Source organism: Stenotrophomonas sp. RS-48, from assembly GCF_030053245.1.
In the GTDB taxonomy this organism is placed as follows: domain Bacteria; phylum Pseudomonadota; class Gammaproteobacteria; order Xanthomonadales; family Xanthomonadaceae; genus Stenotrophomonas; species Stenotrophomonas maltophilia_P.
This window is the reverse complement of sequence record NZ_JASGBV010000008.1, coordinates 1-19,134: the sequence shown is the minus strand read 5'-3', so window position 1 is coordinate 19,134 and position 19,134 is coordinate 1. Positions and strand designations below refer to the sequence as shown.

Annotated in this window: 18 protein-coding genes; 7 read left to right on the top strand and 11 right to left on the bottom strand. The window is 67.0% G+C overall.

What is annotated here, in order from left to right:
* From QMZ25_RS01855 to QMZ25_RS01815, 9 genes are all read right to left on the bottom strand, one after another.
* Positions 1 to 1,305, bottom strand: a 1,305-nt coding sequence (locus tag QMZ25_RS01855; RefSeq protein ID WP_283219034.1) for a VOC family protein, incomplete at its 3' end; no start/stop codon positions are given.
* A 100-nt stretch (positions 1,306 to 1,405) separates the two neighbouring features.
* Positions 1,406 to 1,894 carry a hypothetical protein gene (locus tag QMZ25_RS01850; protein ID WP_053519656.1) on the bottom strand — a complete coding sequence of 163 codons (489 nt, stop codon included), beginning with the start codon at positions 1,892 to 1,894 and terminating at the stop codon, positions 1,406 to 1,408.
* Between the two features lie 31 nt (positions 1,895 to 1,925).
* Positions 1,926 to 2,678 carry an HAD family hydrolase gene (locus tag QMZ25_RS01845; protein ID WP_053519655.1) on the bottom strand — a complete coding sequence of 251 codons (753 nt, stop codon included), beginning with the start codon at positions 2,676 to 2,678 and terminating at the stop codon, positions 1,926 to 1,928.
* 95 nt (positions 2,679 to 2,773) lie between these two features.
* Positions 2,774 to 3,181 carry an EF-hand domain-containing protein gene (locus tag QMZ25_RS01840; RefSeq protein ID WP_283219033.1) on the bottom strand — a complete coding sequence of 136 codons (408 nt, stop codon included), beginning with the start codon at positions 3,179 to 3,181 and terminating at the stop codon, positions 2,774 to 2,776.
* Positions 3,182 to 3,408: 227 nt separating this feature from the next.
* Positions 3,409 to 3,780: a hypothetical protein gene (locus tag QMZ25_RS01835; RefSeq protein WP_053519653.1), complete on the bottom strand. Its 372-nt coding sequence runs from the start codon at positions 3,778 to 3,780 to the stop codon at positions 3,409 to 3,411.
* A 71-nt stretch (positions 3,781 to 3,851) separates the two neighbouring features.
* Entirely contained in the window at positions 3,852 to 4,565 is a 714-nt protein-coding gene (locus QMZ25_RS01830) for a M15 family metallopeptidase (RefSeq protein WP_262218529.1), read from the bottom strand.
* Positions 4,498 to 6,048: a serine hydrolase domain-containing protein gene (locus QMZ25_RS01825; RefSeq protein ID WP_283219032.1), complete on the bottom strand. Its 1,551-nt coding sequence runs from the start codon at positions 6,046 to 6,048 to the stop codon at positions 4,498 to 4,500. Before QMZ25_RS01825 ends, QMZ25_RS01830 begins: the two co-directional genes overlap by 68 nt.
* A gap of 58 nt (positions 6,049 to 6,106) precedes the next feature.
* Positions 6,107 to 9,106 (bottom strand): TonB-dependent receptor, encoded by a 3,000-nt coding sequence (locus tag QMZ25_RS01820; protein ID WP_283219031.1) that lies wholly within the window; start codon positions 9,104 to 9,106, stop codon positions 6,107 to 6,109.
* A gap of 51 nt (positions 9,107 to 9,157) precedes the next feature.
* Positions 9,158 to 10,618, bottom strand: coding sequence for a transglutaminase-like domain-containing protein (locus tag QMZ25_RS01815; protein WP_279942931.1), 1,461 nt, complete (start codon positions 10,616 to 10,618; stop codon positions 9,158 to 9,160).
* 132 nt (positions 10,619 to 10,750) lie between these two features.
* Between QMZ25_RS01815 and QMZ25_RS01810 the strand changes: the two genes are divergently transcribed.
* The 6 genes from QMZ25_RS01810 to QMZ25_RS01785 all read left to right on the top strand — a co-directional run bounded on the left by QMZ25_RS01810 (position 10,751) and on the right by QMZ25_RS01785 (position 16,764).
* Entirely contained in the window at positions 10,751 to 12,187 is a 1,437-nt protein-coding gene (locus QMZ25_RS01810; RefSeq protein WP_283219030.1) for an SH3 domain-containing protein, read from the top strand.
* Positions 12,184 to 13,290 (top strand): dipeptide epimerase, encoded by a 1,107-nt coding sequence (locus QMZ25_RS01805; protein WP_111186635.1) that lies wholly within the window; start codon positions 12,184 to 12,186, stop codon positions 13,288 to 13,290. The genes QMZ25_RS01810 and QMZ25_RS01805 overlap by 4 nt, the downstream gene beginning before the upstream one ends.
* A gap of 73 nt (positions 13,291 to 13,363) precedes the next feature.
* Complete coding sequence (locus QMZ25_RS01800; protein WP_065175430.1) at positions 13,364 to 14,209, top strand: MurR/RpiR family transcriptional regulator; 846 nt, start codon at positions 13,364 to 13,366, stop codon at positions 14,207 to 14,209.
* Between the two features lie 27 nt (positions 14,210 to 14,236).
* Positions 14,237 to 15,013 carry a L,D-transpeptidase family protein gene (locus tag QMZ25_RS01795; protein WP_128988080.1) on the top strand — a complete coding sequence of 259 codons (777 nt, stop codon included), beginning with the start codon at positions 14,237 to 14,239 and terminating at the stop codon, positions 15,011 to 15,013.
* Positions 15,010 to 16,308 (top strand): amino acid permease, encoded by a 1,299-nt coding sequence (locus QMZ25_RS01790; RefSeq protein ID WP_283219029.1) that lies wholly within the window; start codon positions 15,010 to 15,012, stop codon positions 16,306 to 16,308. Before QMZ25_RS01795 ends, QMZ25_RS01790 begins: the two co-directional genes overlap by 4 nt.
* Positions 16,309 to 16,419: 111 nt before the next feature.
* Complete coding sequence (locus tag QMZ25_RS01785) at positions 16,420 to 16,764, top strand: hypothetical protein (protein WP_053519473.1); 345 nt, start codon at positions 16,420 to 16,422, stop codon at positions 16,762 to 16,764.
* A gap of 91 nt (positions 16,765 to 16,855) precedes the next feature.
* Here the strand turns inward: QMZ25_RS01785 and yiaA are convergent, their stop codons facing one another.
* Positions 16,856 to 17,305 (bottom strand): inner membrane protein YiaA, encoded by a 450-nt coding sequence (gene yiaA, locus QMZ25_RS01780; RefSeq protein WP_279942935.1) that lies wholly within the window; start codon positions 17,303 to 17,305, stop codon positions 16,856 to 16,858.
* 169 nt (positions 17,306 to 17,474) lie between these two features.
* Here yiaA and QMZ25_RS01775 point away from each other — a divergent pair, with 169 nt between their 5' ends.
* Positions 17,475 to 18,659, top strand: coding sequence for a PQQ-dependent sugar dehydrogenase (locus tag QMZ25_RS01775; protein ID WP_283219028.1), 1,185 nt, complete (start codon positions 17,475 to 17,477; stop codon positions 18,657 to 18,659).
* A 45-nt stretch (positions 18,660 to 18,704) separates the two neighbouring features.
* On the opposite strand, the gene QMZ25_RS01770 is transcribed toward QMZ25_RS01775, so the two are convergent.
* On the bottom strand, positions 18,705 to 19,134 hold a 430-nt coding region (locus tag QMZ25_RS01770; protein WP_283219027.1), incomplete at its 5' end, for a hypothetical protein.

Below are 19,134 nucleotides of genomic sequence, written 5' to 3'. Positions count from 1 at the left end.
ATCGTTCACCGGCACGCCCAACGCCTGCTCGAACGCTTCGCGGTTGGCATGTGCGGCATAGGCGCGCTGCTCTTCGCCACCCAGGTTCGACTGGAAGATGCCTGCGGCGCTGACCGGCAGGAAATCCTCGTAGACGATCGGGTCGGCCACCACCAGCCCCGCCGCGATCAGGGCTTCCGCCGGCAGGTCACCAATCCCGCCAGGCGCAGCGCGGCCGGCCTCGGTCAGCTGATAGCGGAAGTAGCCCAGACCCTCGCGGCGCAGGGTGTCATGGTCGTCCGGGAACGCTGCGAACGCTGCCTGCAGGCGCTGGCCATAGTCGCCACCGGTACTGCCGGCACCTTCGCTGTTGCGCGCCTGCGCCAGCAGCTGGTCGTACAGCGCGCGCCCCTTCGGCGTCAGGGCCAGGCCACGCTGCTCGATCTCGCCGAACCGCGCGGTGTGGGTGCCGGCATCACCGCCCTGCTCATCGGGGAAATGCACGGCTTCTTCCAGCGCTTTGAAACTGGTCTGCCGCAGCAGGATCGGACAGGCGCGGCGCGGCGGACCTTCGATGACCGCCTTGGCGGCCATCCCCTGCTCGATCATCGCTGCCTGCGCGGCATCGATGTCCAGCGTGCGCGGGGTCAGGTGGTTGATGTGCGGGCCACGGAAGCTGACCACGTCGGCCACCAGCCGGTGTGCCTGGTGCAGCGCATGGTAGGTCGGCAGGTCGACGGTGGCGTCACCGTGCCAGCGGAAGGTCTCCAGCGCCTCCGCCACGAAGCGCTCGGCGTCGTGCTGCGACAGCCCGCCATCGCGCTCGGCCTGGTCGATCAGGGCCAGGGCGGCATCGGTGAAGATGCGGCGGCGGGCCAGGATCTGTGCCGACTGCGCACGCAGGGCCTCGTCCTCGATCAGTTCCAGGCGCAGCAGCGAGGTGAACACGCGGAACGGATTCTGCGCCAGCGCCGCACCGGTGAGCGGGCGAAACGCGGTGGAATGCACCGGCACACCGGCCACCGACAGGTCGTAGTAGCCGACCGGAAACATGCCCATCACCGCGAACAGGCGGCGCAGGGTGGCCAGCTCCTGCACGGTGCCGACGCGGATCGCGCCGTGCCGCTCCTCGTCCAGCCGGCCGCGCTCATCGTTGCGCTGCAGCTGCGCAGCCAATGCAGGGTCCTGCGCCAGCACCTGCGCGTTGATCCGCTCCACCAGTTCCACCAGCGTGCCGTACAGCGGCACTTCGGTGCGGTACATGCGGGACATGGCCTGGGCGAACAGGCGGCGGATCACATCAGGCGAAACGAAAGAGGCGCTCATCAGTCACTCGATTACGGGAACGGGGAACAGCTCGGACCCGTATTGTCGCCGGAGCGCGGGGCCGGCGGCGATATGCAGAGCAGCATGGAGCGGACCGGCGCTACCGGTTGAGCTGGCGCTTCAGGGTGGCATCCAGGGTGATCGGCCGGTCCCAATGCTCATAGCTGGCCACGATGGCGTGGCGCACGGCGCGGTAGTGCAGATTGTCCGGTGCCTTGGGCATCCGCTTCACCACGGCCTGCCAGCCGCCGGCCGGGTCACGGCTGAAGGCACGCACGCTGTCGCGGCAGGTCTGGCCGCTGGCCTTGGCCCAGAAGCAGGCGAAGTACAGGTCACCCGCCTGCCAGCCGTGGGTGCTGAACAGCGCACTGACATAGCCACGCGGCACATCGGCATAGCGCGAGACCTCGTCGAGGAAGGCATCGGGGTAGCGCTCGGCGTAGTGGTTGATGTCGCGCAGCTGGGCGTCGATCCAGCGGTCGCCGGTGTCCACCTCATAGGCTGCCGAGCGTTCGGCCGTCTGCTGTGCCAGCACGGTGGCCGGCGCCAGCAGCAGGAGCATCAGCAGCGTGAGCAGGCGAGCATTCATGCCCCGATTCTGCCGCAGCCGTCGCGCCCTGTCAGGCCGCGACGCTGGCCTTGGCTTCGATCGCGGCCAGTGCGGCCGGCCAGTCCCAGGCGGTATCGGCGCTGACCATGCGCGGCTCGTCGTCGGCCACGCCATGCTGGGTCTCGTGCGCCCAGGTGACCGCATAGGGCGTATGGATGCCCCAGCCCCCGAGCGTGACCACCGGCTCGATGTCCGAGCGCAGCGAATTGCCGACCATCACGAAGCGCTCGATCGGCAGGTCGAATTCGGCCAGCACGCGGGCATAGGTGGCCGGGTCCTTCTCCGAGACGATCTCGATGCGCGGGAACAGTTCATGCAGCCGGGCGACGTTGATCTTCGCTTCCTGGTGGAACAGGTCGCCCTTGGTGATCAGCACCACCGGATAGTGCTCGGCGATGGCCGCCACCGATTCACGCACACCGTCGATCAGCTCGACCGGGTGGCGCAGGGTGTCGTGGCCGATGTCGAGGATGCGCTGGATGTCCCTGGCCTCGATGCGCTGGCCGGTGATGTCGATGGCCGCCTCGATCATCGACAGCGCCATGCCTTTCACGCCGTAACCGAACACGCCCAGGTTGCGCTGCTGCACTTCCAGCAGGTGACGGGCGGTCTGGGTGTCGTGCACGTCGATGTAGCGCGACAGCAGGTCAAGGTAGTCCTGCTCGGCCTTGCGGTAGTAGTCCTCGCTCTTCCACAGCGTGTCGTCACCGTCAAAACCGACCAGGCCGATGGCGCGCGCGGGCGCAGGCGTGGAGGTGTTCATCGGACAAGGATACAGGCGCGGCGAGGGCGAAAAAAACCCGGGCGGCTGACGCCGCCCGGGTACCCATGCACCGGTTGTCCCGAATCAAAGGTGGATCAGCGGCCCTGTGCGGCGCCGCCGGCACCGGCCTGCTGGGCGGCCACATAGGCCTTGTACTCATCGGCGCTCAGCTCGCCGTCCTTGTTGGCATCGGCCTGGTCGAACACCTGGGCAAGGCCGGCGTTGACCTGTGCCTCGGACTTGCTGATGGTGCCGTTGCCGTCGGTATCGATGCTGGCCCAGGTCTGGCCGCCGCCGCTGGCCTGCGCCGATGCGGCAGCCGCTGCGTCAGTGGCCTGGTTCGCGGCCTGGCCTGCCTGCGCGGCGGCCTGCTGGGCCTGCGCTGCATCATTCTGCGCCTGTGCGGCCTGCTGCTGCGCGGTCTGTGCCATGGCCGGAATGGCCAGTACGCTGCCGGCGGCGACAATCAGGGAGATCAGGGGCTTGCGGTTGCGAATGGTCATCAGGGATGTCTCCTTGGGGTGGTGTTGCGCGGCCTGTTGTTTCCGCACGGCACCTACCCTGCCACGCCGTTTCTGAATCGATTTTGCGCCGCGACCGGCATCCACACGCGCGGTTAACCACTGCCCGGCGTGCATGCATTAGCGCGGTGGTTAGGGTGGAGTGATCGGCCCATAAGGCGAACATTCAACGCCCTTGGATTTAACCCGCAGGCAACGAAAAACCTGCGTCAGTCGACGTTCTGGGACGATGACCGCGAACTGAACAACACCCATCCCAGCGCCACACCGGCGAGCGCTCCGGCAATCTCCAGCACCACGCGGCTGCCGAGTTCGTTCGGATCGTGGATGGTGGCCAGGAACAACCGCGCATACAGCGGCGACTCCAGCCGCACGATTCCCATGTAGAAGAGCTTCCATGCATCGATGCCGGCCGAGATCACCACGGCGATGACGCACGACCAGCCGATGGCATGGCCTACCGTCCAGTGCAGCAGGCGGCACAGCCGATGCCAGAGCAGGTACACCAGCAGGCCAACCAGCAATGCGATGGCGCCAGCTTCCAGGGTACCGAGCAGGCCGAAATGCAGGGGAAGATTCATCGGGTGCGCAGGAGGGGAAAGGCGGCCAGTGTACGACGGAGGGTCTCGGCGGCGCGGACCCGCCGGCACTGCTATCGAACGGGCACGTCGTAGGCGGTCATCGGGTCCGGCTCGGGCTGCAGCGTGTAGTGCCACCACTCCTGCGCATAGTTGCTGAAGCCATGCCGGGCCATCGCCTGCAGCAGACGGGCACGGTGGGCCCGCTGTGCGTCATTGAGTCCTTCGGCCGCGGTGTGCGCCCGCGGACCGAAGAAATCGAAATCGGTGCCCATGTCCAGCGGCGTGCACGTGTCGCGCCGGCACGCCAGCAGGCCGACGTCCACGGTGGCGCCGCGACTGTGGCCCGAGCGCTCGGCGATGTAGCCTTCGCTCAACAGCTGCGGCTTTTCCAGATCCGGATACTGCAGTGACTTGCGTGACTGCTCCGCGGGGTCATGTGCCCAGGCCACGAACGCCTGCACCGCGCGCACCGGGCGATAGCAGTCGTAGATGCGCAGAGCGAAGCCCTGCGCGCGCAGATCCGCTTCGACCCGTGCCAGTGCGGTCGCGACCGGCTCCAGCAGATAACAGGCCGGCGCTTCATAGCCAGGCACGCGTGCGCCCGTGAAGTTGCCGGCGCCGGCATAGCGGATGTCCAGCTCGATTCCCGGCGACACCGTGCGGATCTCCACCAGCCCGGCCTGCGACGCATCGGTGGCCGACGATATGCGCGGCGCCTCACTGGCGTGCGCGGGGCTCGCCAGTGCAGTCGCCAGTGCGAGTGAAATGCAGATCCTGGAAGTCATAGCTGAAGTCGATGTCCGGGTCGATCGCGCGCAGTTGCAGGGACGGCACCGGGCCATCGCCGGGCTGCAGCCACGCCTGCGCGTCCTCACCCAGCGTATCCCAACGCAGCAGCCAACGCTGCTGCAGCTGCATCACCCGGGCCTGCAGGCGAGGCGATTTCTCCACGCGGAACCGCAGGCCGTCGGGGCCTGGGCACAGCCAGGCGGTTCCCAGCCACGGATCCGCATAGCGGCCCTGCCACTGCGGCAAGGCCGTGCCGGATACGGCGCGCGCACCTTCCGTCGAAGGCGCCACATGCCCCTGCGCACGCTTGGACGCCTGCGCGCGCTCCAGTTCATCAAGGTAGTCGGCGGCACGCCTGCGGTCCTGCGGCGCGGTGTACGCCTTCAGGACCGACTGCATCAGCGCCGTACGTGCCTGCTCGCCCTCGCCATTGATCAGGATCACCACGCCGATGCCACGGTCGGGCAGCAGGGCCAGCGACGAATACATGCCGGACAGGGTGCCGGTATGCGCCACCTTCCAGTGGCCATCGATGTCCGACAGGCGCCAGCCGTAGCCATACCCATGCACGTGTGCGTTGTCCCAGCGCCGCTGCAGGTCACCCAGCGGCATCGGCATGTGCAGCGTCCACAGTGCCCGCCGCTGTGGCGTGTCCAGCCAGTCCGGCACAAGGTCGGGATCCAGCAGGACCTGCATCCAGCGCGTCATGTCGCGCAGCGAGCAGCGGATGCCGCCGGCTGCCATCGATGGCAGATCGGCGCTGATCTCACCATCGGCGTTGACCACCGTCGTGCGGCCGTCGCGCCGCGCATGCGGCTGGGCGACGTTGCCGACATCGCGCACCGACCAGCGGCCAACCTGGCAACGGGCCATGCCCAGCGGTTCAAACACCTGTTCACGCATCAGCTGGTCATAGGGCTTGCCCCCTGCGGCAGCAGCCACTTCACCGGCGACCACGTACATCAGGTTGTCGTAGGCATAGCCGCTGCGGAAGCTGGTGACGGGTTTCAGATGCGCAAGCCCGGCGATGATGTCGGCGCGGGTGAAGGCATTGGGCTCGGGCCACAGCATCAGGTCACCGGCGCCCAGCCCCAGGCCACTGTTGTGGATCAGCAGATCACGCACCTGCATCTGTTGCCCTACCCAGGCGTCGTGCATGCGGAAGCCGGGCAGATGCCGCTGCACGGGGTCATCCCAGCGCAGCCGGCCCTGCTGCACCAGCCGTGCCAGCAGCGCGGCGGTCATCGCCTTGCTGTTGGAGGCGATCTTGAACAGCGTGTCCTCATCAATGCGACCGCCATCACCCCGCATGCCCTTGGCATGGCGGTACACCACCTGTCCCTGGTCCACCACCGCCACCGCCATCCCAGGCAGGTGCTCGCGTGCGACAACGGTGGCGATATCGGCATCAAAGCGCGCGGGCTCCGCCGGCGCAGCAGGCGAGGTGGCAAGTGCAGCAAGGACGATCAGCTGAAGCACAGGCCCGCTCCCTTGTGTCATTGCCCGCGCCGCCCCTTCGAGCGGCGCGGGCACACCGTCAGTAGCTCCAGGTCACCGTCAGCTGCGCATAGCGCGGCGACTGGAAGCCGGTGCCATAACGATACAGCGGGTTCGGCGTACCGATGCTGTCCTGCGGCTCGTAGTCCTGGTCCACCGTCACCACACGCTGCTGGTTGAGTACGTTGTACACCGCCAGCTTCAGGCGCAGGTCGGTTGGGATCGGCACCTTGTACGACACGCTGACGTCGAGGTCGTAGGTCCACGGCGTGCGGCCATCGCCACCGCGCGGGGAATGCACGAACACGCGCTCGGACGGCACGCTCGCCTGGCAGTTGGAGACGCACACGTAATAGCTGTGGAAGTCGGTGTCGTCGAACGGATTGCCGGCGCCGAAGCGGGTGATCGGGCTGCCCGACTGCACGCCCAGCGTCGCCGCCACGCTCAGGTTCTCGGTCAACGCATAGCTGCCACGGAACTTGAACTGATGCCGCCGGTCATTGGCCAGGTAGCCATAGCCGCCGTAGTTCACCCAGGGGTTGTCGAAGTTCTCGGTACGACCGGCATCGGCGAAGTCGGTATCGGAGTTGACCGGGCCTTCGGCGTTGCCACGGCCGTAGGCCAGCGTATAGGACGCATTGAAGCCCCACTTGCCATCCCAGGCGCGATCGACCTGCAGCTCCAGCGCCTTGTAGTCGCGCTTGGGCTTCACCCAGCCGCGCTGGCCAACATAGTTGCCGTCATCGTCATACAGCGCCCAGCCTTCCTTCGACGTATCGATGCTGATCCAGCCGTCGTTGCTGCCGTCGCAGTTGGTATCGCCCCAGACGGTATTGCTGCGCCCGGGATTGCCCATGATCCAGATGCTGTCGATGGCACCGCACTGGCCGGTGGCGGTGATGTTCATGTCATCGATGGCGTTGTGCAGGCGCCGATAGGTCACGCTGGCACCGACCGACCAGGCTTCGTTGATCATCTGCTGGAAGCCGAGGATCGCCTCGTCCTGGTAGACCGGGTCCATGTCCCGGTTCACTTCGGCACGCAGGTCCGGCACGCTGCCATCACCCTGCGAATTGTCGACCGGCCCGATCTGTGCCCCCAGGTTCGGCACGTTGTTGGCGGCACCGCTATAGCCGAGGAATTCGTACCAGGTGCGTTCGTCCAGGAAGCCACCGGCCTGCTTGATGTTGATGACGTTGGCCACCGGCAGGAAGTAACGGCCAAGGTTGCCGAACACCTTGGTGGTGCCATCACCGCGCACGTCCCACGCGAAGCCCAGGCGCGGGGCCAGCATGTCGTCGATCTTGATGTAGCTGCTGCCGTCGCCGCCCTTGTTGTCGAAGGCTTCCAGGCGCAGGCCCATGTTCAGCAGCAGGTTCGGGGTGACCTGCCAGTTGTCTTCCAGGTAATACGCCGAGTTGATGGTTTCAAACGAGCCATCCACTTCATACCGGCGGGTGCGCGCGACCAGGCCACTGGCCGGCACGATGCCCCCATTGAGCGAGCTGCCCGGCGTGCGGTAGTAGATGTCGTAGCGGAAACCACCCGGACCGGGATAGGCGCGGCTGTAGTCGGAGGTGTTCTCTTCGCGGTCCAGGCCGAAGCGCAGCAGATGGTCGCCCAGGGTCCACTCGAAGTCGGCGCGTGCGGCCTTGCGCGTATCCAGTGCCGATTCCAGCAGCGAGCTGCTGGTGCAGCTGCGGTCGCCCTGCAGCTGCGAGGGCACGCCCTGGCTGGCGGTACGGTTGTCGAACACGCGGTTGCAGTTTTCGTCCATCAACGAGCTCTGCGCGCGGTTGCGCTTGTTCTCGCCATACATCAGCTTCATGGTCAGGTCGTTGTTGACCTGCCAGCTGTAGGTGCCCGACCAGTTCCTGCCGCCCACGGTGTTGTAGATCTGGTTGCTGCGCTCGCCTACCGTCTGGCCACTGGCATAGTCGTAGTTGTAGACATCGGTAAGCGTCTTGCTCTTGTCCGAGAAGCCGAACAGCGACAGCATCTGGTTGTCGGTGATCTGCCAGTCGATCTTGCCGCCCCAGAACGGGTCATCGGCCTTGCCCTGGCTCAGGCGCGTACCGGCATCGTTGGTCGAGGTTGGCCGGTAGTCACGGGCCTCGTACATGCCGAAGAAGAACAGCCGGTCCTGGACCAGGGCACCGGAGGCGAACACGTTGAGCGCACTGCGGCTGTAGTCGTCGCGGCTGGCGGTGATGTAGCGGCTGCCTTGGCCGTCATAGCGGTCGCGGGCCTGCGACTGCCACGCGCGGGGTTCGAACACCAGCTCGGCACCGGCCTTGAAGTCGTTGCTGCCCGAGCGGGTGACGGCGTTGATGACGCCACCGGTGCTGCGCCCGAACTCCACCGAATAGCCTCCGGTCTTGACCTGGAACTCCTGGTAGAAGGAGAACGGTACTGACGAGAAGCCCACCCGGTTGTAGAAGTCGGTGACGTTCAGTCCATTGATGTACACGGTGTTCTCGGCCACTGACGAGCCGCCGAACGAAATGCCCTGCCCGCCCAGCGAGCCCTTGCCCTTCACTGCGCCCGGCGCCAGCAGCGCGACGGCGGTGATGTCACGGTCCACCGGCAGGCGCGACAGCTCCTCGCGGGTGATGTTGGTGGCCGATTCGGTGGACTTCACATCCACCATCGATACCACCTGCGGCGCGCGCACCTCCACCGTTCCCAGGGTACTGACCGCACCCAGCGGCACATTGACGGTGGTTGCGCTGCCCAGGCCGACGGTGACCTGGCCGACGCGGCTGGCACCGCCGCCGGGCAGGCTCACCTCCATCTCATAGGTGCCCACCGGCAGCAGCGGAATGCGATAGCTGCCGTTGGCATCGGCCTGTACCGAGCGGACGAAGCCGGTGGCCGGATTGCGCACCGTGACCGTGGCGCCGGCGGGAACCTGGCCGGCATCGCTGACCAGCCGGCCGGCGACGGAGCCATCCTGCGCGAAGGCGCCGGGCGCGATCACGCCCAGACAGGTACCCAGGGCGACGCACAGCGCCGCCCGCTTGATGTTGTATGCCTTCATCCCCTGCTCTCTCCTGCAAGAATTGAATGGTGCCGATGGTGGTGTGTCGCGCTAGCGTTGCCCGGCGGGCAGTACCTGCCACTGGAAGTCGTAGCTCCATTGGTCGAAGTACAGGTTGCCGCCTGCCCACTCGGCCTCGCCGCGCTGCGAGTCGACCGTTTCCGAGCGGAAATGCTGTTTGGCCGGCACGAACGGCTGGCCGAAATCGTCGTTGAAGGCGATGCGGTAGCCGTCGAGGCCACCCAGGTAGAAATCGCGCAGCGCAGGTACATCGCTGGCCAGTGCACCGGTGGTCACATCCATCGGCAGCCAGCCATACGGCGCCAGATAGACCTGTCCCCAGTCATGCAGGTTGTTGTAGCCGCTGCCATCGTCGGAGAACACCATGCCCGACTGCCAGCGTGCGGGAATGCCGTTCATGCGCAGCAGCGCGATCAGCAGCAGCGTCTGCTGGCCGCAGTCGGCATGGCCGGCACGCAGCGCGTAGTCGCTGATGTTGCTGAGGGTGGAATACTCGCGTGCGCCGGCCCATGGGATGCGATCGACCGCCGCGAACAGCCTGCGCACGATCTCGTAGGGGCGTGTTTCGCCCTGCAGCACCTGGTCGGAAAACAGTTTCAATGCCGGCGTGAAACGCACATGCGGCAAGTGTTCGCTCAGGTAAGGCTGCAGCGCGGCGTCGGCCGGTGTCGGCTGCACCCGGGCCGGATCGATTGCCGTGTGGCGGGCGAACAGGGTGACCGCATAACGGATCTCGAAGCGCGTGGGCTGCCCGGCGACGGCCTTCGCTTCCAGATAGGCGGTGCGCTGCAGGGTACCGGCGGGTGCCACGCGTGCTTTGTCCGGTGTACTGCCAAGCCATTGCACGCGCTCCTGCTGGCCCGGAATCTCGCGCGGATAGGGAATCCAGGCGCGAACGGTTTCGCCCGCCGGGACCGCATCGGCCTTGACCGTGAGCGACTGCGTGAACGCGATGCGCTGCGGCAGCACCGAGCCCTGGCCGCTTTGACCGGCAGCAGCAACGACACGTGCGTGGTGCGCGTTGAGCACTTCATTCGGGCCCGGAGACGGCATCGGTGCATCGGCGCGGCGGCGTGCACGCGCTTCATCGCTGAGCAGGAACAGGTTCGAGGGCGCGCGCTTGAAGTACGCGCGCCTGCCATCGATATCGAGGTGCTCGATCAGCCCCAGCTGGTCCCAGCGCGCGAACTCCTCGTCGGTCAGATCCGGAATCCAGCGACGCACCGCCGCTTTGGCCGCCGCTTCGTCGAGAGAAAAATCCAGGCGGATGCGGCGCATGCGCTCGCGCTGGAATGCGTCTTCGGCAGCATCGCGCCCGGTCGCCAGCAGCGCCTGGGCGTCGCTGAAGCGCCCGCTGTCGATCAGGTCGATCACCTGCAGCTGCCGGCTGTCGCGCGCGTCTGCCGCGTGCGTGGCCGACGCCCACAGCAGCAGCGCGGCACACAGGCCGGCGGCGGCAGGCAGACGCGGTTTGCGAACGGCAGGATCCACAGCGACACTTCCCAAGCGCGGGTGGTAACGGCTGTGTAACACGGGCCGGAGGACCGGTCAATAATTTATTCTTGCTTTCGCAGGCGAAAGGAATAAATATTCCTTAAGGCATTCGAGGAGGGTGTGCTGCGCATGATCCTGGCTTCCCGCGAACCGCGCCGGCAGTGGCCGCGCCGGTTGACCCTGGCCCTGTGCCTGTTCGCCGCACCGGCCTTCGTGCAGGCTGCCGCGCCCGATCCGGGCGCGCCGCTGCCGTATGTGATCGGTCTGCACGAGGCTTACCTGACCCCGGACTACTGGGCCGCCCGGCTGGACGATGCCGATGCGCCGATCCTCGACCGCGCACAGATCCAGGCGCAGAACGCACGGATGCGCGCAGAGGATGTCCATATCCAGGACATCGCCGCCCTGCCCGCCCAGCTGGATGCGGCACAGGTACGCAGCAGCATCACGGCGCTGTCGAGCTGGCCCACGCGTACGCTCTACAACGCCAAGGGGCAGGCGATCGCACCGGCAGTGCGCAAGGCCATCGAAGCCAACCTCGGCCTGGATGCGATTCCCGCACAGGTGGCGCCCGACTACGGGCTGGTGGTGAAGCGTGCCGCACTGCGCACCTTCCCGACCCGCGAGCGGGTCTTCAGCACGGTGGGCGATACCGATATCGATCGCTTCCAGGAATCGGCGCTGTTCCCCGGTGACAAGGTCGCCGTGGTCCATCGCAGCACCGATGGCCGCTGGTTGTTCGTGCACAGCGAGCGTTACAGTGCATGGATCGAAACGGACGCCGTGGCCACCGGCGACAAGACCAGCGTGCTCCGCTATGGCAGCGCCGGCCCGTACCGCATCGTCACCGGCGCCACCGCGCACACCGTCTACACGCCGGAAGAGCCGCGCGTCTCGCGCCTGCAGCTGGACATGGGCGTGCGCCTGCCGGTGCTGGCCGACTGGCCTGCGGCCACGCCGGTCAACGGCCAGCAGGCCCACGCCTCATGGGTGGTGCAGCTGCCCGTGCGCGAGGCCGATGGACGACTGAAGCTGGTTCCGGCACTGCTGCCGCGCTCGCAGGACACGGCCGCCGATTACCTGCCGCTGACCCCTCGACGGCTGTTGCAGCAGGCGTTCAAGTTCCTGGGTGAGCGCTATGGCTGGGGCCATGACTACGATACCCGCGACTGCAGCGGCTTCGTTTCGGAAATCTACCGCAGCTTCGGCGTGCTGCTGCCGCGCAATACCAGCGCCCAGGCGATCAGCCCGGCACTGGATCGCCTGCCGTTCACCAGCAGGGATGGCAAGGCCGCGCGCGAACGTGCCGTCACCGGCCTGCAGGTCGGTGATCTGGTCTACATCCCCGGCCATGTGATGATGGCCATCGGCCACGTCGACGGCCGCACCTGGGTCATCCACGATACGGCCGGCGGCAGCTGGTTCGGCGCCGACGGCACGCGTGTGCAGGCCCATCTCAATGGTGTTTCGGTCACGCCGCTGGAGCCGATGATGGCCAGCGACACGGTCCGCTACATCGACCGCATCACCAACATCCAGCGCCTGCGGGCCAAGACCCCTGAATGAAGATCACCGCCATTGAACTGGGCATGCTGCGCGTGCCGCTGAAGACCCCCTTCAAGACCGCCCTGCGTACCGTGGAAACCGTGGAGGACGTGGTGGTGCTGATCCGCACCGACAGCGGCCACACCGGGTACGGCGAGGCGCCGGCCACCGCCGTGATCACCGGTGATACGCATGGCTCGATCATCGAAGCGATCCGCCACTTCATCGCTCCACGCCTGATCGGGCAGGACGTTGCCAACCTCAACCGCCTGTGCGGGCTGGTGCAGACGTCGATGGAGCGCAATACCAGCGCCAAGGCCGCAGTGGAGATCGCCCTGTACGACCTGTGGGCGCAGCTGCATGGTGCGCCGCTGTACCAGATGCTCGGCGGCGGCGACCCGGTCATCACCACCGACATCACCATCAGCGTGGACTACATCGACAAGATGGTGGCCGATTCGCTGTCGGCGATCGAGCGTGGCTTCGAGTCGCTGAAGATCAAGGTCGGCAAGGACATCGGCCTGGACATCGAGCGGGTCAAGGCGATCCACGCGGCGGTTGAAGGCCGCGCCCTGCTGCGCCTGGACGCCAACCAGGGCTGGACCGCCAAGCAGGCGGTGCACGCGATGCGCACGCTGGAGGATGCCGGCGTGGTGCTGGAGCTGCTGGAGCAGCCGGTGAAGGCCGCCGACATCAGTGGTCTGAAGTACGTGACCGACCGGGTCAACACGCCGGTCATGGCCGATGAGAGCGTGTTCAGTCCCAGCCAGGTGATGGACCTGATCCAGCAGCGCGCGGCGGACATCATCAACATCAAGCTGATGAAGACCGGTGGCCTGTCCAATGCCATCCGCATCGCCGACATCGCCGGCATCTACGGCGTGCCGTGCATGATCGGCTGCATGATCGAATCGAGCATCAGCGTGGCCGCGGCCGTGCACCTGGCCGTGGCCAGGAGTGATGTGATCACCAAGGTCGACCTGGACGGCCCTTCGCTGGGCCAGTTCGACCCGGTCAGCGGCGGGGTCAACTTCAACGAGTCGGAGATCACCATCAGCGATGCGCCGGGGCTGGGAATCACCGAGGTGCGCGGGCTGGAGATGATCACGCCGCCGCGCTGGTAGGCCGCTGCACGGGCGCTACCGCCGACCGTTGATCCCGCTTACCCTTCCTGCAACCGGACCCACGCTGAGCCCCATGCCACCCCTGGTGAAAATCCGCTCCGAGCGCGGGCAGATGTCGGCCATCGAACGCCGCATCGCCGACTTCATCCTCGACAACGCGCACCTGCTGCGCGACTACTCGTCGCAGCAGCTGGCCAGCGCGCTGGGCATCAGCCAGTCCAGCGTGGTGAAGTTCAGCCAGAAGCTGGGCTTCAAGGGTTACCCGGACCTGAAGTACTCGATCGGCCAGGACGTGGCGCGCGCCGGCCACGATCCGCAGGCACGCCCGCCGTCGCCGAGCGCCGATGACTACGCCGACATCGCCGGGCGCCTGCGCCTGAGCCGGGCAGCCGCCGAGGAAGAGACCAGCCTGGCCAATGCGCAGGCTGATGTGGAGGCCATCGTGCGACTGCTCGACAGGGCGCCCAAAGTGTTCGTGTACGGCCTTGGCGATGACGGCCTGTACGCGCGCGAGTTCGCCATGCGACTGTCGCTGCTGGGCATGCTGACCGTGCACCATGCCGATCCGATCCTGATGATGGCCAACCTGTCAGCGGCGCGGGCCGGTGATGCCATGCTGGTGTTCTCCGAGTTCGGCAAGCTGCCGCAGCTGTTCCAGCTGTCGCGGCAGTTCCAGGACGTGGGCGGGAAGGTGGTGTCGATCACCCGCCACACCGCCAACCCACTGCGCGCACATGCCGACCAGTCACTGGTGGTCTGCGCCCATGACCCCGCACCGCACGTGGCGCAGCTGCTGTACCGTGCTTCACTGCAGTCCCTGCTCGACTTCGTCTTCGTGCTTTTGTGCCATGCCAACCCGGACCGCCACCGCCAGCTCGGGGTGAACCTGGAACGGATCGAACACCTGATCGACGCCTGATCGACCCCTGGTTCACTGGAGTCCACGATGCTGCCGCTGCTGCGTACCGCCCTCGCTGTCACCGCTCTGGCCACCGCGCTGCCGGCCGGCGCGCTCACCCCGCTGCCGCCGATGGCGCGCAGTCTGCAGGCCATCGTGGTGGTCACCGACAGCTGGGATGCCACCCAGGGCCGGCTGCAGGCCTATGAGCGCAGGAGCAGCGACGACACGTGGCGCCCGCACGGCCCGGCCTTCACCGTGGCCGTGGGGCGTGAGGGCAGCGCGTGGGGCGTGGGCCGTGCGTCGCTGCACAACCAGGGGCCGCAGAAGACGGAAGGCGACGGGCGCAGTCCGGCCGGCGTCTTCGATATCGGCCCCGCGTTCGGCTACGCGCCGACGATCGCCAGCGCGATGCCGTATCTGCCGATGACGGCCAGCCACTACTGCATGGATGTACCCGCCTCGCGCTACTACAACCGCATCGTCGATGCGGCGGACGTAGGTACCGCCGCAGTAGAAGGCTCCACCGAACCGATGCGGCTGGACCTGCACAACAAGGGCGATGTTCGCTACCGCGAGGGCTTCGTGATCGAGCACAACAGCAGCCGCAGGCCGGGCAAGGGAAGTTGCATCTTCGCCCACCTCTGGCGCAAACCGGGCGAGGCCACGGCCGGCTGTACGGCAATGGAGCCGCGCCACATGACGGCCCTGCTGGCCTGGCTGAAGCCGGACACGCGCGCGGTCTTCGTCCTGCTGCCCAAGACGGAGTACGACAACCTGCAGGGGCCGTGGCAGCTGCCGGCCCTGACCGGAGCGTTGCGTTGAGCGCCCCGGACGAACCGCAGCTGCAGCGCGCGGTCAGCCGCTGGCAGATCGTCGGCCTGTCGATCAACGACGTGATCGGCAGCGGCATCTATCTGCTGCCGGCGGCCACCGTCGCCCTGCTGGGCCCCTTCAGCCTGTGGGGCGTGGTCGCCGCCGGCATCGTGGTGGCCCTGCTGGTGCTGTGCTACGCGCAGGCCGCCAGTTACTTCGATGAACCCGGCGGCAGCTATCTGTATGCCCGCGAAGCCTTTGGCCGCTTCGCCGGCTTCGAGATCGGCTGGATGATCTGGCTGACCCGTATCAGCTCGGCGGCCGCACTCAGCAATGCGCTGGCCGATGCGGTCGCGCGCTTCTGGCCCTGGGCCGGGGCCGGCACGGGTCGCCTTGCCGTGATCGTGCTGTCGCTGGGTTTCCTGACCGGCGTGAACATCATCGGCGTGCGCTCGGCGGCCCGCACCGGCATCGTGCTGGTGATCGGCAAGATGCTGCCGCTGCTGCTGTTCGTGGCCATCGGCGCGTTCTACATCGATCCGCAGCTGGCGTTCTCCGGCCAGCGCCCGGACCCGCACGACCTGCAGCGCATGGGTGAGGCCGCATTGTTGCTGCTGTATGCCTACGCTGGTTTCGAGAACATCCCGGCGGCAGCCGGCGAGTACCGCAATCCCCGTCGCGACATTCCATTCGCGTTGATCACCATGATCATCACCGTCACCGTCATCTACGGCGCGGTGCAGGTGGTGGCGCAGGGCACCCTGGCCGGGCTTGCGTCGTCGCCGACACCGCTGGCCGATGCCGCGGCCGGATTCGGCGGTGAGGCACTGGCGTTGATCCTGACCGTCGGCGCGACCATCTCCATCCTCGGCACCAACAGCAATACGATGATGATGGGCCCGCGCTTCCTGTTCGCGCTTGCCCGCGATGGCTACGGGCCGAAGATCCTCGCGCAGGTCCATCCGCGCTTCCGCACACCGGCTGCCGCGATCTTCTGCCAGGGGCTGATCGCCCTCGGCCTGGCGCTGTCCGGTTCGTTCGTGCAGTTGGCGCTGCTGTCGATGACCACGCGACTGTTCGCCTACATCGGAACCGCGGCGGCCGTGCTGGTGCTGGCCAAGCGCTACGCCGACCGGCCGGGCGCACTGAAGCTGCCGGGCGGGCCGCTGATTCCGGTCCTGGCCCTGCTGCTCTGCCTGGCCCTGTTCGCCAGTGCCAGCTGGCAGAACATCGCCGCCGCGCTGGTCGCCTTCGCCATCGGCGCAGTGATCTACAAACTGCCGCGCAAGGACCTAGGCGCCTGATGATCGGCAGCGACGGCGCGGATGGAGGACACCTTCCCTTCACGCGAGCGGACCGGACCGTTAACCGCCATGGCGGCATGATCGAAGCTCATCCACCACGGAGCCCGATCGATGAGCCCCGAGTACCAGATCCCCGGCCGCGTGCCGGATGACAGCGCACCGCGCCAGGCCGTTTCCGACTTCTGGCGCGAGCGTTACACCGCTGAACCCTATTACGACAACCAGCTGTTCTTCGAGGACTACGAGCCGGCCTATCGCATCGGCCACGCTGCCCGTGCGCAGGACATGATCCGCGCGTACGAAGAGGTGGAGGCCGAACTCGAGTCGCGCTGGGCGAGCGAGCGCGGCAAGAGCCGGCTGGAATGGGCGCAGGCCCGCAACGCCGTCCGCCGCGGCTGGGAAGAAGCGGTCAACCTCGACCAGCGCCTGGACCGGGGCGTACCGCGCGGCACCTGAGGGCACGCCCCGCTGCGGCCGGGCCATGCCCGGCTGTCCTTCGGCACTGCGGCAGAGCCGGGCATGGTCCCGGCTCTGCGCAATCCGGGCGTCAGTCCTGTTCCGGCAGCGGCGGCACGGCCTGACCGCGTGCATTGCCGCCGTTGGCGGCGATCAGGTCGCGGGTGTTCTTCTGCACCGCGACCGCGCCGAACAGCGCAAGTGCGAAGGCCATGGCGTAGAAGCCCTTCTCGCTCAACAGCAACGTGGCATTCCACAGGCCCACCAGCAACAGCAGCAGCGCCGACAGCAGGGCGAACCAGCACAGCGCGTAGTACAGGCCGCTGACCGGGATGCCCTCCACGCGGTCGCGCACGCTCTTCTGCAGCGATACCGCCGCGAACAGGCCATAAAGCAGCAACGCCAGGTAGTAGCCCTTCTCGTTCAGGGCCATTTCGGCGTTGAACAGGCCGATCAGATAAGCCACCGCGCCAAGCAGCAGCGCCACCCACGAAGCGGCGACGAAGGCGGGAGATGGCTTGTGGGTCGGAACAGTGTGCATTGCAGATCCTTGGCAGACAGACGGGCATGCATTGCCCGGGCGTGCCCACCCTAGACGATCCGCCCCACGTCGCACAGGGGGTAGCAGGACCTTCGGGCCACGACGGTCACACCCGCAGTGGTATACAAGGGAACGCTTGGCCATCCGCATCCCCGCCCTGGAGATTCCCATGACCCGCACGCCCCTGCTGCTTGCCCTCGGCCTGGCGCCGATTCTCGCCACCACTGCCTGCAACGCCGCCGATCCTGCATCCGCTACTGCCGGTACTGCCGCCACCGCTGCTGCACCGGCTGCGGCTTCGGCCGCAACCGACCAGCGGCCGTTCACCGCCACGGAAGTCAGCCGTTTCGATCAACCGTGGGCAATGACCTTCCTGCCCGATGGCAGTCTGCTGGTCACCGAAAAGCGCGGCAAGCTGCAGCACCTGGACGTGGCCAGCGGCCAGAAGCATGAGATCACCGGCGTACCGAAGGTCGCCTATGGTGGCCAGGGCGGCTTCGGCGATGTCATCCTGCACCCCGACTTCGCCCGCAACCAGGTCGTTTACGTCAGTTATGCGGAGGAAGGCACGCTGGATACCCGCGGGGCCGCGGTGGCCCGCGCCACGCTCGCCCTGGACGCCGACGGCGGTGGCCAGCTCAAGGATCTGAAGGTGATCTGGCGACAGACACCGAAGGTCAGCGGGCAGGGCCACTACGGCCATCGCCTGGTGTTCGGTCCGGACGGCAAGCTCTGGATCAGCTCCAGCGAACGGCAGAAATTCGACCCCGCGCAGGACATGGGCGGCAACCTCGGCAAGATCATCCGCCTCAACGACGATGGCAGCCTGCCGGCGGACAATCCGTTCGCGTCACAGGGCGGCGTGGCTGCGCAGGTGTGGTCGCTCGGCCATCGCAACATCCTGGGCATGGCCTTCGATGCCAACGGCAAGCTGTGGGCGCATGAGATGGGACCGGCGGGCGGAGACGAACTGAACCTGATCGTGCGGGGCGCCAACTACGGCTACCCGGTGGTCTCCAACGGCGACCACTACGACGGCCGGCCGATTCCCGACCACGACACGCGCCCGGAGTTCGCCGCGCCGAAGGTGACCTGGACGCCGGTCATCTCGCCTGCGGGCTTCGTCATCTACAGCGGCACCCTGTTCCCGCAGTGGAAGGGCAGCGGCTTCATCGGCGGCCTGTCCTCCACATCACTGGTGCGCGTAGCCTTCGAGGGCGACAACGCGCGCGAGGCGGAACGTTTCAACATGGGTGAGCGCATCCGTGAAGTGGAACAGGGGCCCGATGGCGCGCTGTGGCTGCTTGAAGATGGCAGCAAGGCGCGCCTGCTCAAGCTCACGCCGAAGACCTGATCAGGTAACGCAGGGTGGCGGGCCAGAGCCCGTCACCCCGCACGCTCACTGGATGGTGATGACCTTCACTTCGGTCCGGGTGCAGGCCGCATCAAGGCACTGGCCGCTCAACCACACCTGGCCATCGCCGATCATCACGCCCTGCTGGTTGACGAACACCTTGCCGAAATCCTGTGCGGACACCGCCTTGACCACGGCCGGCGTGATGATCTTCTCGTAGCTGCGCTGGAATTCGCCCGGTCCGGCGATCGTCTTTCCGCCGCTGATGTTCAACGGGAAACGTATTTCCTCGACGACCGCCGCGCGATCACCGCCGACCACCGCCGTTCTGAAGGCATCGAAGACCTTCTCGTACTGCGCCGCATCACCGAGCAGTGTCTCGATGCGCGCGCGCGCATCTTCGGTCTGTTCGCTCGTGGGTGCCGCAGGTGCTGCCGGTGCTGCCTGCACGGGTTCGGCCGGCGGTGCGGCAGCG